Origin of the sequence: Nocardia arthritidis NBRC 100137 (assembly GCF_001612765.1) — a bacterium.
Taxonomy (GTDB): Bacteria; Actinomycetota; Actinomycetes; order Mycobacteriales; family Mycobacteriaceae; genus Nocardia; species Nocardia arthritidis.
This window is the reverse complement of sequence record NZ_BDBB01000032.1, coordinates 1-16291: the sequence shown is the minus strand read 5'-3', so window position 1 is coordinate 16291 and position 16291 is coordinate 1. Positions and strand designations below refer to the sequence as shown.

General features: G+C 71.1%; 12 protein-coding genes. 2 read left to right on the top strand and 10 right to left on the bottom strand.

The features are described from left to right. Positions 1-6 precede the first annotated feature (6 nt). From NA8_RS21915 to NA8_RS21870, 10 genes are all read right to left on the bottom strand, one after another. On the bottom strand, positions 7-3717 hold the full coding sequence (locus tag NA8_RS21915; protein ID WP_063052228.1) for a nitrate reductase subunit alpha: 3711 nt from the start codon (positions 3715-3717) through the stop codon (positions 7-9). An 842-nt stretch (positions 3718-4559) separates the two neighbouring features. Further along, positions 4560-5252, bottom strand: a complete 693-nt coding sequence (gene mtnC, locus NA8_RS21905) for an acireductone synthase (protein WP_063052226.1) — start codon at positions 5250-5252, stop codon at positions 4560-4562. Then, positions 5249-5824, bottom strand: coding sequence for a 1,2-dihydroxy-3-keto-5-methylthiopentene dioxygenase (locus tag NA8_RS21900; protein ID WP_063052225.1), 576 nt, complete (start codon positions 5822-5824; stop codon positions 5249-5251). The genes mtnC and NA8_RS21900 overlap by 4 nt, the downstream gene beginning before the upstream one ends. Next, entirely contained in the window at positions 5821-7467 is a 1647-nt protein-coding gene (mtnA, locus tag NA8_RS21895) for an S-methyl-5-thioribose-1-phosphate isomerase (protein ID WP_084466985.1), read from the bottom strand. Before mtnA ends, NA8_RS21900 begins: the two co-directional genes overlap by 4 nt. A 78-nt stretch (positions 7468-7545) precedes the next feature. Further along, the gene (locus tag NA8_RS21890) at positions 7546-7887 is read right to left on the bottom strand and encodes a DUF1330 domain-containing protein (RefSeq protein WP_063052223.1); all 342 of its coding nucleotides are present in this window, start codon (positions 7885-7887) and stop codon (positions 7546-7548) included. A gap of 170 nt (positions 7888-8057) precedes the next feature. Beyond that, positions 8058-8228 carry a hypothetical protein gene (locus NA8_RS33925; protein WP_157106832.1) on the bottom strand — a complete coding sequence of 57 codons (171 nt, stop codon included), beginning with the start codon at positions 8226-8228 and terminating at the stop codon, positions 8058-8060. Between the two features lie 481 nt (positions 8229-8709). Beyond that, complete coding sequence (locus tag NA8_RS21885; protein WP_084466984.1) at positions 8710-10452, bottom strand: NTP transferase domain-containing protein; 1743 nt, start codon at positions 10450-10452, stop codon at positions 8710-8712. Positions 10453-10534: 82 nt separating this feature from the next. Then, positions 10535-11290, bottom strand: a complete 756-nt coding sequence (locus NA8_RS21880) for a VOC family protein (RefSeq protein WP_063052222.1) — start codon at positions 11288-11290, stop codon at positions 10535-10537. 54 nt (positions 11291-11344) lie between these two features. Then, entirely contained in the window at positions 11345-11656 is a 312-nt protein-coding gene (locus NA8_RS21875) for an MGMT family protein (RefSeq protein ID WP_063052221.1), read from the bottom strand. Between the two features lie 4 nt (positions 11657-11660). Next, positions 11661-12437: an alpha/beta fold hydrolase gene (locus NA8_RS21870; protein ID WP_063052220.1), complete on the bottom strand. Its 777-nt coding sequence runs from the start codon at positions 12435-12437 to the stop codon at positions 11661-11663. 72 nt (positions 12438-12509) lie between these two features. On the opposite strand from NA8_RS21870, the gene NA8_RS21865 reads away from it, so the two are divergent. Together NA8_RS21865 and NA8_RS21860 are read left to right on the top strand one after the other, a co-directional pair. Further along, complete coding sequence (locus NA8_RS21865) at positions 12510-15938, top strand: ATP-dependent helicase (protein WP_063052265.1); 3429 nt, start codon at positions 12510-12512, stop codon at positions 15936-15938. Positions 15939-15981: 43 nt separating this feature from the next. Beyond that, on the top strand, positions 15982-16291 hold a 310-nt coding region (locus NA8_RS21860; RefSeq protein ID WP_157106830.1), incomplete at its 3' end, for a UvrD-helicase domain-containing protein.

The following is a 16291-nucleotide window of genomic DNA, read 5'->3' as shown; positions in this document are numbered from 1 at the left end:
CCCATGTCAGTACTCCACTTCCTGCGACCGTTTGCGGATCGTCGTGACCTCGTCACGCTGATTCCCGGTGGGGCCGTGGTAGTTCAGTGCGAAGGACTGCTGCGCGTAGCCGCCGATGAGATGGGAGGGCTTGATCATGATGCGGGTGAGCGCGTTGTGGATGCCACCGCGCTTGCCTCGGCCCTTGGTGTCCTCACCGATGCCCTCGATACGCGGCACGTCCACCGCGCGGTCCTGGGCGTGGTACATGAACACGGTGCCCTCGGGCATCCGGTGGCTGACGATGGCGCGGGCCACCACGATGCCGTTGCGGTTGATCGCCTCGATCCAGTCGTTGTCGGCCACACCGATCTTCGCCGCGTCGCGGTCGGACATCCAGATCGTCTGCCCGCCGCGCGAGAGCGTCAGCATGTGCAGGTTGTCCTGGTAGGCGGAGTGGATCGACCACTTCGAATGCGGGGTCAGGTAGCGCACGGTGACGCCCTTGTCGCCGACGTCGCCGATCGAGGGCTCGTGGAACAGCGCGGTCATGTCCAGCGGCGGGCGGAAGATCGGCAGCTGCTCGCCGAGCTCGATCATCCAGTCGTGATCGAGGTAGAAGTGCTGGCGCCCACTGAGCGTGTGCCAGGGCTTGAGCCGCTCGGTGTTGATGGTGAACGGCGAGTAGCGGCGTCCGCCGGTCTCGCTGCCCGACCACTCCGGCGAGGTGATCACCGGCACCGGACGGGCCTGGGTGTCGGCGAAGGTGATCCGCTTGCCCTCGTGCTCGGCGGCCAGGTCGGCCAGCTTGGTGCCGGTGCGGCGTTCCAGCGCGTGGAAACCCTCCACGGCCAGACGGCCGTTCGTGGTGCCCGACAGCGCGAGGATCGCCTCGGCCGCGTGGGTGTCCTTGGCCAGCAACGGGCGGCCCTGCGCCACACCGGACACGACCGTGCCGTTCACCCCGGCGAGGTACTCGACCTCCTGGTCGGGATAGGTGGTGACGCCCTTGGTGGTGACGCCCAGCGTGTCGATCAGCGGCCCGAGCGCGGCCATCTTCTCCGCCAGCTTCGGGTAGTCGCGTTCGACCACGACCAGTTTCGGCATGGTCTTGCCCGGAATCGGTTCGCACTCACCGGCTTTCCAGTCCAGCACGCGACCGCCCGCCTGGGCCGTCGCGTCCGGCGAGTCGTGCTGCAACGGCACCGCGACGATGTCCTTGCGCTTGCCCAGGTGCTTCTCGGCCATCCAGGAGAACCCGCGCGCGATCCGGTGGAAGGCGTCGAAGTCGGTCTTGGCCTCCCAGGGCGGCGAGATGGCCGGGGAGAAGGCGTGCACGAACGGGTGCATGTCGGTGGAGGACAGGTCGTGCTTTTCGTACCAGGTGGCGGCGGGCAGCACGATGTCGGAGAACAGCGTGGTGCTGGTCATCCGGAAGTCCAGCGACAGCAGCAGATCCAGCTTGCCGGTGGCCGCGGTCTCCCGCCAGGTCAGCTCCTGCGGCCGCACGCCGGTGGCGTCGGTGGTCTGCAGATTGGAGTCGGCGCCCAGCAGATGACGCTGGAAGTACTCGTTGCCCTTGCCGGAGGAGCCGAGCAGGTTCGCTCGCCACACGGTCAGGCACCGGGGAAAGTTCTCCGGCGCGTCCGGGTCCTCGCAGGCGAACCGCAGGTCGCCGGACTTCAGCCCGTCCACCACGTGCTCGGGCGCGGTCTTGCCCGCGGCCTCGGCCTCGTCCGCCAGATCGAGCGGATTGCGGTCGAAGGTCGGGTAACTCGGCATCCAGCCCAGCCGGGTGGCCAGAGCGATGTTGTCGGCGGCGGTGCGGCCGGCGAACTTGCCGGTGCCAAGGGGGGAGGCGAACGGCTCGGCGGTGAACGGGTCGTAGCGCCATTGGTCGTTGGTCAGATACCAGAACACCGTGCCTTGCATCTGCCGCGGCGGGCGCTGCCAGTCCAGGCCGAAGGCCAGGGTGGACCAGCCGGTCACCGGGCGGCACTTCTCCTGCCCGACGTAATGCGCCCAGCCGCCGCCGTTCACGCCCTGGCAGCCGGTCAGCAGGGTCAAGGTGAAGAACGCGCGGTAGATCTGGTCGGAGTGGAACCAGTGGTTGGTGCCCGCGCCCATCAGGATCATCGAGCGGCCGCCGGAACGCTCGGCGTTGTCGGCGAACTCGCGCGCGATGCGCTGGGCCTGCACGGCGGGCACGCCGGTGATTGCTTCCTGCCAGGCCGGGGTGTAGGGCTCGGCCGCGTCGTCGTAGCCGCTGGGCCACGTGCCGGGCAGGCCGTCGCGGCCGACGCCGTATTGCGCGAGCAGCAGGTCGAAGACCGTGGTGACGCGCCTGCCCGCGACGGTCGTGGTCGGCACGCCGCGGGTGAGCACGCCGGGAGTGTCGCTGTCGAAGCGGGGAATCTGTACAGCCGCAGCGTCGTCGGTGCGGCCGTACAGACTCAGCAGGGGATCGACGTCCCCGAGATCGAGGTTCCAGCGCCCGGCTCCCTCGTCGCCGAAACGATGGCCGAGCGAGCCGTTCGGCACCACCGGCTGCGCCTGCGCGTCCAGCAGGACCGTCTGGAACTGCACGCCCTCGCCGGTACGGCCCAGGTCGGCGGCGGTGAGGAACTTGCCGGGGACGTAGGCGCCGTCGCGCTCGTCGAGAGTGATGAGGAACGGCAGGTCGGTGAAGCGCTTGATGTAGTCGAGGAAGCGCGGCGTGGTCTTCTCGACGAAGAACTCCTTCAGCACCACGTGGCCCATCGCCATGGCGAGGGCCGCGTCGGTGCCGGGACGCGCGGGCACCCACTCGTCGGCGAACTTGGTGTTGTCGGCGTAGTCGGGGGAGACCACGACGACCTTCTGGCCCCGGTAGCGGGCCTCGGTCATGTAGTGCGCGTCCGGTGTCCGGGTGACCGGCACGTTCGAGCCCCACATGATGAGGTAACCGGCGTCGAACCAGTCCGCCGACTCGGGCACGTCGGTCTGGTCGCCGAACACCTGCGGCGAGGCCACCGGCAGGTCGGCGTACCAGTCGTAGAACGACAGCATGGAGCCGCCGAGCAGCGAGATGAACCGGGCGCCGACGGCATGGCTGACCATGGACATGGCCGGAATCGGCGAGAACCCGGCCACCCGGTCCGGGCCGTACTGCTTGATCGTGTAGACGTGCGCGGCGGCGGCGATCTCGGCCGCCTCCCACCACTCGGCGCGCACGAATCCGCCCTTGCCGCGGGCGGCTTTGTAGCTGCGCGCCTTCTCCGGGTCTTCGACGACATCCGCCCAGGCCAGCACCGGGTCCTTGAGCCGGGACTTGGCTTCCCGGTACAGCTCCAGCAACGTGCCGCGCACGTAGGGGTAGCGCACCCGGGCGGGCGAGTAGGTGTACCAGGAGAACGACGCGCCGCGGGGACAGCCGCGCGGCTCGTACTCCGGCTTGTCGGCGCCCACCGACGGGTAGTCGGTCTGCTGCGACTCCCAGGTGATCACACCATCTTTCACGTAGATCTTCCACGAGCACGAGCCGGTGCAGTTCACGCCGTGCGTGGAGCGCACCACCTTGTCGTGGGACCAGCGATCGCGGTAGAACTCGTCGGCGCTGCGCCCGCCGACCTTGTGCAGCGTCCGGTTATCGGACGACACCTCGCCCCGGTGGAAGTATTTCCCCAGCCGCAGGAGCGCGTCCCCGGCGTCGGTGGCCGGGGCGGAGGGTGCGTGACCCTGGGTGCGGGAATTAACCACGACGTCCCCTTCGAGCTGTGCGATCGGGTGGATGTTCCGACTGTAAAGAGGCGCGCACGGCTGGCCAAACCTCTTTCTCACAGCCCATTCGGAAGCATGGTGAGTTGTGAGATCGGCGCAACCTCCCGGTCACGGTAGTGCGCGCCTCCCCGGCGTGGTCCGGCGGGTCGACCAGGGCGAACCCGCTCTGAACTGGACGGAATCGGAGCGGAGTAGTCCACTCACGCCCGCGTCGGTGATGCTTTGGAAACGGCTGGTTCTCCAGTGCTTTACATTTGTTAACACAATGGAGCGGCTGTCGGGGGTGCCCCGCTTATCCGTTCCGGAGTGTTTCGGCCGAGGTTTCCTGGCAGCGTATTGTAAGCCCAATCACAATTCGCTGAGAATTCGCCCGACACGGCGAGAAATTGTCGTTCCGCGCGTGGTGCGGAATCGCCGTCCACGAATTCGTCTGGCCCCGAGCGGTCCACGCCGCGGACCGTGTCCTGGAGCTCACCGACACCGCGGTGGTCGGTTGCGGCACCGCGGTAGGCCGATTCCTGGCCGTGGGCGCGGGCGGGGCGATCGTGAACATGGGGCGCGTCGCGACCGGTGACGAGATCGCCGCCGCTGTCGCATTCCTGCTCTCCACCGACGGCGGCTTCGTCGACGGAGCCGCCCTGCCCGTCGCCGGCCGCCGCTCTGTCCTGACCGTCGATCCGGAATCTCGCTGGGACGCAGCCGATCACGGTTCGTCGCCACCGGGCTGCGCGGGTGGCCGGTGCCGCGTCACCTGGAAGGCCCGTCGAGGCAGGGATCGAAAGTGGTTGCGGCATCGGCGGATGAACGCGTCTGCCGTCGCCTCAGGCCGGGGCGGCGGGGTCGACATCGGCGAACGTGCCGACCCAGCGGTGCGGCGGCCGAGGCGGATTGGGCTCGCCGGGCCGGGCGAGCCCGACGACTCGCCACCCCGCGGCGACAGCGGCATCGAGTTCGTCCGGATGATCGGACAGGAACAGGATGCGTTCGGCGGGCGCGCCGATCGAGCCCGCGATCTTGTCGTAGGAGGACGACTCGCGCTTGCCGCCCGCCGTCGACAGATCGAAGTACCCGCTGATCAGGTCGGACAGGCTGCCCCCGCGCGCGAAGGCGAACCAATCCCGCTGATTGCGTACCGATCCCGAGGAGTAGACGTACAGCGCCAGGCCCGCGGCGTGCCACGCGGCGAGCGCCGGTGGCACGTCCGGGAAGAACTCGCCGTGCAGTGCGCCGCCGCGGAAGCCCTCCGCGCAGATCAGGCCCTGCGCGGTCTTGAGCGGCTCGGCCTTGACGTCGGTGTCGAGCCACTCGCGCAAGATCGCGGCGACTTCCTCCGGGCCCGCGTCCGGGCGTCCGGCCAGCTCCCTGGTCGCGGCCAGCACGGGAGCCGCGTCCGTGGAGCCGTTCTCGGCCAGCCACTCCGGGAGCCGTTGCCGGGTATAGCCGTACAGGTCTTCGCGGACCGCGGCGGTGGGGCTGGTGGTGCCCTCGATGTCGACGACGACGGCCTCGATCACGGCGCGGTCAGCAGCTCGTCGAGAGTGGGGAAGCCCGCGCTGATCTTGTCGCCGGTGAAGTCGCCGACCCAGCCGTCCGCTTCCTCGAAGAAGCGGATGGCGATGAAATCCGGGCGCTCGCCCATGTCGAACCAGTGCAGCGTGCCCGCGGGTACCGAGAGCAGGTCGCCGCCCTCGCACACCACCGCGAAGACCTCCTCGCCCAGGTGCAGATAGAAGCAGCCGCGTCCGGCGGCGAAGAAGCGTACCTCGTCCTCGCCGTGCCGGTGCTCGTCGAGGAACTTCCCGCGCGCGCCCTCGGCGATCTCCGGCCACTTCGGGTCGGCGTCGTCGGGGTGGATGCGGGCGATGTCGATGTGCTTGTAGCGCCCGGAGTCGTTCAGTTCCGCGACGTTCGTCGCGTAGTGCGCGAGCAGATCCTCGGAAGACACCGACGCGGCGTTCTCGATCACCGGCCAGTGGCCGAAGGTTACGCCGTGCTTCGCCAGTTCGGTGCCGATCACCTCGTCGTCGCTGGTGCGTACGCGCACGTCGGCCGCGTCGCCCGCGGCCATCACCTGCAAGAGGGTCATGTCAGTCCAATCTCGAGAAAGTCGTCGCGCGGGGCGAACGCCGCCGGACTGCCGGTGCGGGACACCAGCTCACACAATGCTTCCAGGCATTCGGCGCGATCGCGCGCCTGGGCGAGATCATCGCCCCAGGCGGTGATTCCGTGACCGGCGATGACCAGGACGGGCAGCGCCCCGGGATGGTCGAGGAGGTAGCGCTCGATGTCCGCGCCGATGCGCGGCACCTCGGGCCAGTTCGGGAAGACCGGGATCTCCGCGACGGCCGGATCGCCGCCGCCGAGCCCCTTGATCAGCTCGTAGTCGGTGATCCGCAGGGTGGCGAGCGTGCCGGGGGACGCAGATCGGGTGGCCAGTGCGGTGGCGAACGGCGGATGGATGTGCACGACCGCCTGGGCCGGGCGGGTCCGGTAGACGGCGGTGTGGATCGTCGTCTCGGCGGAGGGTTTGCGTCCGTGACCTGCCACGGGCGCGGAGTCCGCTACCCGCACGGTGACCATGTCGCGCTCGGTGAGTTCGCCTTTGGACAACCCGCTTCCGGTGACGAGGGCGGTGGCGCCGGTGCGCACCGAGATGTTGCCCGCCGTGCCCGGCATCCAACCGCGCCGGTAGAGCTCGCCTGCGATGTCCGCGATGGCCGCGCCGTGCGATTGTTCGGATCGGTGCACCACGCCGTGCTCGGTGACCACCGCCGTCACCAATTCGGCCGGCGTCACGTCGAAGGCCGGGTTGAAGACCTCGGTGTGCTCGGGAGCCGTTGCCGTGCCGCCGAATCCGGTCACCTCGGTTGCCGCGCGTTCCTCCACGACGATCTCCCGGCCGGTGGCCATCGACAGGTCGCGGGTCGACTCCGGGGCGACCACGACGAACGGGATGCCGTGGTGGCGAGCCGCGAGCGCGAGACCGTAGGTGCCGATCTTGTTGGCGACGTCGCCGTTGGCGGTGACCCGATCGGCGCCGACCAGCACGCAGTCGACCTGTCCGGTCGCCATCGCCCAAGCCGCGGCGGAATCGATGGTGAGCCGGTGCGGGATGCCCGCTTCGGCGAGCTCCCAGGTGGTCAGCCGGGCGCCCTGCAGCAGCGGACGGGTCTCGTCCACCAGCACCTGTTCGATCGCGCCGCGTTCGGACAGCACCCGCAGCGTGCCGATGGCGGTGCCGAACGCGCTGGTCGCCAGCCGCCCGGTGTTGCAGTGGGTGAGCACACGCAGCGGCCGGTCCGCACACAGGCGCTGCACCAGGTCGGCGGCGTGTGTGGCGGCGGCCCGGTTGACCCGGCCGTCCTCGGCGAGCATGTCGAGCGTCTCGGCGAGCACCGCGCCTGCGCCCTGCCCCACCTTCGCGCTGACCCGCCGCACCGCCCAGGCCAGGTTCACCGCGGTCGGCCGTGCGGCGGCGATCCGGTCCGCCTCGGCCTGCACCGCAGCCTCGTCGATCACGCCGTCCACGGTGTGCGCGGCGGTGGCGATGACGACGCCGAACGCGCCCGCGATGCCGATGGCGGGCGCGCCGCGGATGGCCAGCGTCTTGATCGCGTCGATGACCTGGTCGACGGTGCTCAGCCGCAGTTCACGCACCTCGTGCGGCAGGCCGCGCTGGTCGATGGTGACGAGCACGCCGTCGTCCCAGACCAGAGAGCTGTCGTCCATCAGGCGCATCCTTCTCGCGTCGAACCGTGTCGTGCCTGGTCAACGGTATCGGACGGGGGACGGCGCGCCGAAATCGCGTCAGGCGGCCGGGGTGCGCAGTTTCGCGGCGCGTTCGCGTGGGTCGTAGTCCGGGCCGACGCCCTCGATCAGCAGCAGGTCGCCGTCGATGTGATCGGCGCGCAGCGGCAGGATTTCCTGATAGGCGGGCGAGTGGTACCACTCCCGCGCCTCGGTCATCCCGGGGAACTCGATCAGCACCATGCTGCCGGGCCAGTTGCCTTCCACGACCTCGGCCGGGGGCCCGTGGATGACGAAGCGGCCGCCGAACGGGTCCAAGGTGGCCTGGATGCGCTCCAGGTATTCGAGGATGTCGGGATGGGCCCTGCGACTGCGGAGGTGGGCGAAGCCATAGGCGGACATGGCGTTTGGCCTTCCTTCGTTCGATCACGCCGGAGATGGCGTCGCACCGACGGTAGGTCCGCCGCGTGCGGTGCGGCAATTACCTGCGGGGTAAGCGCACGGGTCTCGAACGACCGCGGCCGCCGGTCCCGGGAGGAGTTGGGGCCGGCGGCGCGGGTGGCGCAGATCAACTAGCGGCGGCGCTCCTGCTCGCCGCGCCGGTCGGGCATCTCGCTCCTGGTGCCCCGACGGCCTTCCATGTCCGCGCCCTCGCGCATGTCCTGCTCTTGGCGCTGTTGCTGCTGCTGCCTCGGCATCTGCTTCGGCATTTTCTTAGGCGTTTTCTTCGACTTTTCAGTCATCTCCACACGGTCCTTTCCGGGGGATTGATATTCGCCTAACGAACACACGATAGCGAGCGGATATGGCGTCCGGAAGGGGAAATGAAAAATATGCCCCTTAGCGGCAGATTCGTCATGTTTGTGCAGGTAGAAGCATTATTCACGTTGATTTAGATAACAAATTCGGCCGAGGTGTGCCTCTGGTTGACTTTCCCCTGCTCAGCGCGCCGGAGGGTTGGGGCAAGGGTGAACCAGAGCAAGTGGTGACGCGTGCGCGAGTGCCTCGGTGTTTATCGTGGTGAATTCGATTCCGCTGTCGTAAGGGAGCGTGCGGATCATTCGAGTGGTCGCTGCCGCTCCCGCTGATTCGTCTGTAAGGCAACCGACTTCGGATCGGTGGCGGCGCGTTGTCGGCGTCGTGTGCGCACTCGTTGTCTTGGAAGAACTGCGCTGCAAGCACTTCCGTGCCCGGAAGCGACGAACCCGGAGCGCGACGCGTTGCTCAGCGGCGCAGCGGCAGGAACTCGACGATCACTCCGTCTCCGGCATCGGGTGGGACGACGACCAGGCCGTCGCGGTCGACGAGGCCACCGAGGTGCGCCGTGCGGATGGTCGGGTCACCGATCCAGCCGCCTTCCCCGGCGGCGCGGGCCGGAACGACGCGTGGCGTCGCTCCGGTGATCTCTGCGGCGTTGTGCAGCGGTCCGCGCAGCGGGCGCGCGGGAGCGGCGCCGGTGCGGCCCTCGACGATCGCGGGCGCGAGCGCCATGAGCGACGCCACGGCGGCGAACGGGTTGCCGGGCAGGCCGAGCACCGTGGTGCCGGAGGCGAGCTGGGCCACGACGGTGGAACCGCCCGGCCGCAGCCGCAGCCGCGGCACCAGGATCTCGGCTCCGGCGCGGGCGAGGGCACCGCGGAGCTGGTCGGCGGCTCCGCCGCCGGTCGCCCCGACGATCACCAGCAGGTCACACTCCGGCGCGACGGTCATGACCTCGTCGAAGCCGTGCGGAGTATCGCGCAGATGCACCCGATCGGCGGTGCGAATACCGTTCCAGGACAACAGATCCGGCAGGACGGGACCGATCGAGTCGCGGGTCTGCCCCGCCTGCAGCGGCCCCTCGCTGCGGATCTCGTCCCCGGTCATCACGATGCGCGCGCGGACCGGGCCGCGCACCGGCGCCACGGTGACTTCGACGCTCGCGGCCGCGGAGACCAGCGCCGCGGTGACCGGCGTGCCCTCCGGCGCGACCGGATCACCGGCCGCGCGGTCCTCTCCTCGGCGGCGGATGTCGTCGCGAAGCGGGGTGTCCGGCAGGCGATACAGCGTCTCATCGGCGATGTGCGCGAATTCGTCGCGCAGCACACCCGTGGTGCCGTCCGGGACGTGCGCCCCCGTGGCGATCCGCACCGCCTCGCCCGGCAGCAGTCCCACCGGTCGCCGCCCGCCCGCGAAGCCGATATCGCGGCGCAGGCGCCACGGGCCGTCACCCGCCACCGCGTAGCCGTCCATCGCCGAGACGTCGAAGCGGGGCAGCGGCCCGGCCGCCGTCAGCGGGCTCGCGAGCGCCGCCCCGAGCACCGAATGCAGATCGGCTTCATATGTGGTGAGCCGGGGCAGGCTGCCGCGCAGGATGTCTCGTGCCTCGTCGAGGTCGAGCGGGGATTGCTGCCGTGGTGCGTCGACCACCGCCCTGGCCTGCCGCACCTGTTCGTCGGTGTCGCAGTCACCGACGCCGGAGAGCGGGATGATCGCGGCGGCGGCGGGCACCAGCGCTTTCATCGGCTGATTGATCAGCGCGTCGAGCCCGTCCAGCGCGGCGGCCAGCGCGGAGCGCCGCCACACCCCGATCAGATATTGCGGGCGCCCCGACTCGTCGGCGGCGAACACCGCGTCCGCGCCGGATTCGGTGGCGTGCCGGAGGAGCTCGGCGATCGCCCACGGCGACAGGAACGGCAGGTCGGCGGCCAGCACCACCACCAGCGGGGCGGCGGAGCCGAGGGCGCGCAGCCCCGTGTCGATCGCCGGCACCGGACCCGACCCGGGCGGCACCTCGCGCACCTGGACGATCTCCGGCGCCAGCTCGGGCCGATGCGGTCCGACGACCACCGTGTGCGCGCACGAGGCGACGGCGGCGAGCGCCACCTCGAGCATGGAACGGCCGCCGATGACGATGGCCGGTTTGTCCACGCCGCCCATCCGGCTGGCCCGGCCGCCCGCGAGCACGATCGCGTCGGCGGCGATCACACGCCACGACCTCGAGCTAGGTACACCATGGCGGCCATGCTAATTCGTCACCGCCGGGAAGCCCGGGAGCGGACGGCCCGGATCAGGCGTTCGACCAGAAGCGAGCCGGGGGCAGCAGCCGGAACTCGTTGAGTTCCGGGTCGGCGAGCACGAGATCGGTGTCCCGGGCGGGCGCCGGGGAGCCCCGGTCGATCGTCGTGGCGCCCGCCGCGTGCAGCCGGGCCACCTCCGCGGCCCGGTCGTCGGCCGGAAACGAGGTGAGATCCAGGCGCAGCCTGGTCCGGCCGGACCCCGCGTCGGGGCTGCGCACGAACTCCAGCCAGGAGCCGACCCCGGTCGGTGAACGCAGCCCGGTCAGCCGCTCGCCGCGATGCGTGGACGGCCAGCCCGTGGCGGCCGACCAGAATTCGGCGAGGCGTCGCGGGTCGCGCGTGTCGACCACGATCGCCGCGACGGATCCGGTGTCCACGTACTCCTCCCTGGGTTCGAGCACGCAGAACTCGTTGCCCTCCGGGTCGGCGAGCACGGCCCAGGGCACCGCGCCTTGGCCGATGTCGACCGATCGCGCGCCCAATGCCAGCGCCCGGTCCACCTGGGTGCGCTGGTGGTCCAGCGAGCGGGTGGCCAGATCGAGATGTAAGCGGTTCTTGCCGACCTTGGCCCGCATCGCGGGCAGGAAGGTGAGCGCCAAGTCGCCACCGTCGGCGTCGGGGGCCGCGACGTTCACTTCGTCGGGGCGGTCGAGGGTCACGCTCCATCCGAGCAGTTCGGCCCAGAAATCCGCGACCGGACGCGGTCGGTCGGCATCGAAGGCGACGCATGCCAGGCGGGTGGGCATGGATCAACGGTACTGTCCGCCATTCGGGCACGGAGGCATTTCGGAAAGCGGTGCTCAGTCGCGCGGGAGATCGGGCAGGGGGAAACGCGCGGCTCGCAGGTCGACGCGCCCGTCGTGGATCGGCACGCCCTCCTCGGCGAGCAGGCGCAGCTGGCGATGGGCCAGGTGCGCGGCGGGCTTGCCGCTCGCCCCGAGCACGCGATGCCAGGGCAGGTCGGCCGAGTCGGTGCGCATGATCCAGCCCACCGTGCGCGGCGTGGACAGACCGGCGGCCGCCGCGATGTCGCCGTAGGTGGCGACCCGTCCGGGCGGGATCGCCGACACCAGCGCGCGCACCTGCTCGACCTGGGCGTCGGTGGTCGGCATCGGCTCAGAGCACCGAGCGCACGAGTTCGCCGGTCTGGGCGGGATACGCCTGGGCGACCATGTGATCGCAGTTCCATTCGAGCACGGTCAGGCGGGCGCCCATGTGCTCGGTGAGCGCCGCGCGGAACTCCGGCGTCACGAACGGCGGGTGCACCTTCATCGCCTGCACCAGCACGGTGGGCAGGTCGGCGGGCGGCAGCACCCAGTGGCGGGCCAACTGGCCCCAGTAGGAGTTGACGGCGGGCAGGCTCATCCGCCAGCCGAAGCGTCCGTCCGCGGTGGGCATCAGGTGTTCGTCGAGTTCGGCTTCCAGCAACCGCGGCTCGACGTCGCCCCAGCCGGTGTCCAATTTGTCCTGGCGCGCGTGCTCGACGCTGTCGTAGTCGGCCGAGACCAGGGTGGACAGCGCGATCTCGTTGAGCCATTCCGGTTCCAGCGCGATGGCCGGATCGAGCAGCACCAGCTTGCGCACCAGTTCGGGGTGCCGATGCGCCAGGTGCAGCGCGCACGCGCCGCCGAAGGAGTGCGCGACCACCACCACCGGGCGGTCCGCCTCCGTGGTGACCAACCCGACCAGATCCTCGACGATGGTCTCGAAGTTCCACGGCGGCAGCGAGGTCGAGCGACCGTGCCCGCGCAGGTCGGGCGCGAGCACGCGGACATCGGGCAGATGCCGGGTGGCCAGGTCTTCCCAGCGTTTGCCGTGGCCGGTCACGCCGTGCAGGGCCAGCACCACCGGTCCCGTCGTCGGACCGAACCGATGAACATTCAAAACAGACACCGGTCCATTTTGACCTGCGCCGCAGTCGCGTGCACCGGCGGTCGGGCGGAGGCGTGTACCGGCGTGTCGGTCGTGTCTGTTGCAATAGCCCGCGTGGTGCGATCGGATGGCGCGGTGCGACTGGTTCGCCGGACTGTGGTGGCGCCCCGGCCGCGAGACTGGGGCGCCGATGTTCGCGCGCTGCTTGACGCCGCCGAGGCCGGTCCGGCGCGCCCGGGGTGGCGGCCCTGGCAGGTACTCGGCGGCCCGGGCACGGGCAAGACCGCTCTGCTGGTCGATCTCGCCGCCGGGCGCATCGCCGCCGGAGCCGATCCCGGATCGGTCCTGGTGCTGACCCATTCGAAACAAGCGGCAGGCGCCGTGCGCGACGCCATCACCACGCGGCTGAGCGGACCCGAGCCCGGCGCCGAGGGCGGTGTGCCCGGGGCCACACGAGAACCCTTGGTGCGCACCCTGCACTCGTACGCCTTCTCCGTGCTGCGCAGGCACGCGCTGGCGCACGGCAACCCGCCGCCGCGTCTGCTCACCGGCGCCGAACAGGACGCCGTGGTGCGCGAGATGCTGCGCGGCGATCTGGCCGACATGGCCGAAGGCGCGAGCGGATTGTGGCCGGAGCGACTGCGGCCCGCGCTCGCGCTCGGCGGGTTCGCCGAGCAATTGCGCGATCTCATGCTCCGGGCCACCGAACGCGGTCTCGGACCGGAAGACCTGGTGCGTCTCGGCCGCGAGCACGCCAAGCCCGAATGGGTGGCGGCGGGCAGGTTCGCCATCCGCTACGAGCAGACGATGCTGCTGCGCTGGTCGGTCGGGGTCGAGGCGCCGGAGGCGACCGCGCCCGCGCTGGACGCCGCCGAACTGGTCGGCGCGGCGCTGGACGCGCTGGCCGCCGACGCGAACCTGCTCGCCACCGAACGCGCCAGGATCGGATACCTGCTGGTCGACGACGCGCAGCACCTGGACCCACAGGCGGCCGTCCTGGTCCGGGCGATCGGGCACAGCGCACGGACCACGGTGATCGCGGGCGATCCCGATCAGGCCGTCTTCGCCTTCCGCGGCGCGGACGCGCGGTTCGTCGCCGAACTCGACGTGCCGCCCGAGCGGCGCATCGTGCTGCGCGGCAGCCATCGCTGCGGCGGTCAGGTGGAGCTGGCGGTCGCGCGGATCGCCGCACGCCTGCCGGGCAGTGCGCCACAGCGCATTCCGGTGCCCGAAGGCGCGGGACCGCGGGAGGACGGCACCGAGGTGCGGGTCCGCGTGCTGGCCACCCCCGCGAAGGAGGCCGCGCTCATCGCCGACCACTTGCGCCGGGCGCATCTCACCGGTGGCGTGCCGTGGTCGCGGATGGCGGTGATCGTGCGTTCGGTGCCGCTGTCACTGGCGCCGCTGCGCCGTGCCCTGCTCGCCGCCGGCGTGCCCGTGCAGCAGCCCGCATTGGACACACCCCTGGCGCGCAGGCGCGGCGCGGCCTGGATGCTGCTGTCGCTGCGCGCGATCCTGGCGGGCGAGGCGGCGCAGCGGGGCGCGGAACCGGCATTCGAACCGGAGGACGCCCTCGACCTGCTGTCCGGCCCGCTGGGCGGCGCCGACCAGATCGCCTTGCGCCGGCTGCGGCGGGGCATCCGGCGCGCTGTGCTGGAATCGGTGCGCGCCGGGGCGAAAACCCCGGACACGGCCGACGATCCGCCGCCGGACCGCGACACGGATATCGACCGCCCCTCCGCGCAGGTGCTGCGCGACCTGTTGATCGGGACCGGCGATCCGGCGATCCTGGACCGGCTCACCGAGGTCGAGGCCGCGCCGCTGCGCCGGGTACTGGACGCGCTACGCCGCGCACGGAAGGCGCGCGGGCGCGGCGCGAGCCTGGAGGACGTGCTGTGGGCGCTGTGGACCGGTTCCCGGCTGGAACGGCGCTGGGTGGCCCAGTCGGAGCGCGGCGGCGCGGTCGGCATGCAAGCCGATCGCGATCTGGACGCCGCGGTCGGGTTGTTCGACGCGGCCGCCGCCTACGTCGACCGGTTGCCGCGCGCGAGCATCGAAGGGTTCGTCGAATACCTGTCCCAACAGGAGATTCCGCAGGACGCGGCGCCGCGCACGGCGCCGGGCGAGGCAGTGGCGCTGCTGAGCGCGCACGCCGCGGCCGGACGGGAATGGGATGTTGTCGCCGTCGCCGCCGTCCAGGAGGGGATCTGGCCCAACCCGCGCGCCCGCGGCACCCTGCTGCACACCGAGGATCTCGTCGATCTCACCGCCGGGGTGTCCGGCGCGGGGGAACGGGTGAGCCGCGCGGCGCCGATCCTCGCCGAGGAGCGCAGGCTGCTGCTCGTCGCGTGCAGCCGGGCCCGGCGCTCGCTGCTGGTCACCGCCGTGGAATCGGTCGCGGGCGAACGTGATCTGGTGCCCTCGCGTTTTCTCGCGGAACTGCTCGGGCACGACGACGACGGTGAGCCCGGTGCGCTGCCGGTGGTCGATCCCGGACGCGCCCTGGTGATGCACTCCCTGGTCGCCGAATTGCGCGGCGTGGTCTGCGATCCCGAGGCAGACCCGGAGCGCAGGCGCCGCGCCGCTCATCAGCTCGCGCGGCTGGCGGACGCGGGCGTGCGGGGCACCCACCCCGAGGACTGGTACGGCACCGCCGAGCTCAGCTCGCGGCGACCGCTGTGGATCGAGGACGACGGCGCGGTAGCGCTGTCGCCCTCCACCGTCGAATTGCTGCGCACCTGCCCGCTGCGCTGGGCGCTGGAACGCCACGGCGGCACCGACGGCGACAATCCGCACGCCGTCAAGGGCAACCTGGTCCACACGCTGGTGCAGGCGCTCGCGGGCAAAGTACCCCCGGACCAGGTGCGCGAAGCGCTGGATCGCGCCTGGCGGGCGGTGGATCCCGGGACCGGCTGGCATTCCCGGCAAGAACTGCGCCGCACCGAGGCGATGCTGGAGACCTTCTCGGCCTGGGTCCGCAACACCCGCGGCGAGCTCACTCAGGCCGGCGTCGAGGTGCCGGTGGATTGCGTGTTGCCCGCGCGCACGGAAGAAGAACGCGCCGTGCGGATCCGGGGCCGCGTCGACCGGCTGGAGCGCGATGCGCAGGGGCGGTTCGTGATCGTCGATGTGAAGACCGGCAAGTCGCCCGTCACCAAGCAGGCCGCCGTCGATCACGCGCAACTGGCGACCTATCAGGTGGCGGCCGCCATGGGCGCTCTCGACACGCCGGCGGAATCCGGCTCCGCCGATGCGGACACCGGGACCGTTCCGTCCGGCGAACCCGGTGGGGCCCGGCTGGTGTACGTCGCGAAGCCGAGCAAGGCGGAGGGCGCGACTCAGCGCATGCAGCCCCCGCTGGACGCCGAGGCGCTCGAGCACTGGCGGGACACCATTCACCAGGCCGCCGCGTCCACGCAGGGGCCCGGCTACCTCGCCATGCGCAACGACGGATGCCGCCACTGCGCGGTAGCGGGCAGCTGCCCCGTGCAGGACAGCGGAAGGCAGGTGACCGACGAGTGAGCGCGCCCTCGGCCTCGCCGCGGCCGGCTGCCGGGGCGCTGCCGTGACCGGCCGGGTGACGCCGCATCAGCTGGCTCAGGCGCTGGGCCTGCCGCCGCCGACCGACGAACAGGCCGCCGTGATCGCCGCGCCGCCGGGCCCGACCCTCGTGGTCGCGGGCGCGGGTGCGGGCAAGACCGAGACCATGGCCGCCCGCGTGGTGTGGATGGTCGCGAACGGGCTCGTGCTGCCCGACGAAGTGCTCGGACTGACGTTCACCCGCAAAGCCGCCCAGCAGCTGACCGCCCGCATCCGGACCCGGCTGGCCCGGCTGGCCGGCGCGCCGCTGCTGCGCGAACTCGACCCGAGCGGCC

What these genes read in the sequence shown, in the direction of transcription:
- NA8_RS21900 (WP_063052225.1), bottom strand. Translation starts at nt 5,824, where the DNA reads ATGACCCTCTTGCAGGTGATGGCCGCGGGCGACGCGGCCGACGTGCGC.
- mtnA (WP_084466985.1), bottom strand. Translation starts at nt 7,467, where the DNA reads ATGGACGACAGCTCTCTGGTCTGGGACGACGGCGTGCTCGTCACCATC.
- NA8_RS21890 (WP_063052223.1), bottom strand. Translation starts at nt 7,887, where the DNA reads ATGTCCGCCTATGGCTTCGCCCACCTCCGCAGTCGCAGGGCCCATCCC.
- NA8_RS33925 (WP_157106832.1), bottom strand. Translation starts at nt 8,228, where the DNA reads ATGACTGAAAAGTCGAAGAAAACGCCTAAGAAAATGCCGAAGCAGATG.
- NA8_RS21880 (WP_063052222.1), bottom strand. Translation starts at nt 11,290, where the DNA reads ATGCCCACCCGCCTGGCATGCGTCGCCTTCGATGCCGACCGACCGCGT.
- NA8_RS21875 (WP_063052221.1), bottom strand. Translation starts at nt 11,656, where the DNA reads ATGCCGACCACCGACGCCCAGGTCGAGCAGGTGCGCGCGCTGGTGTCG.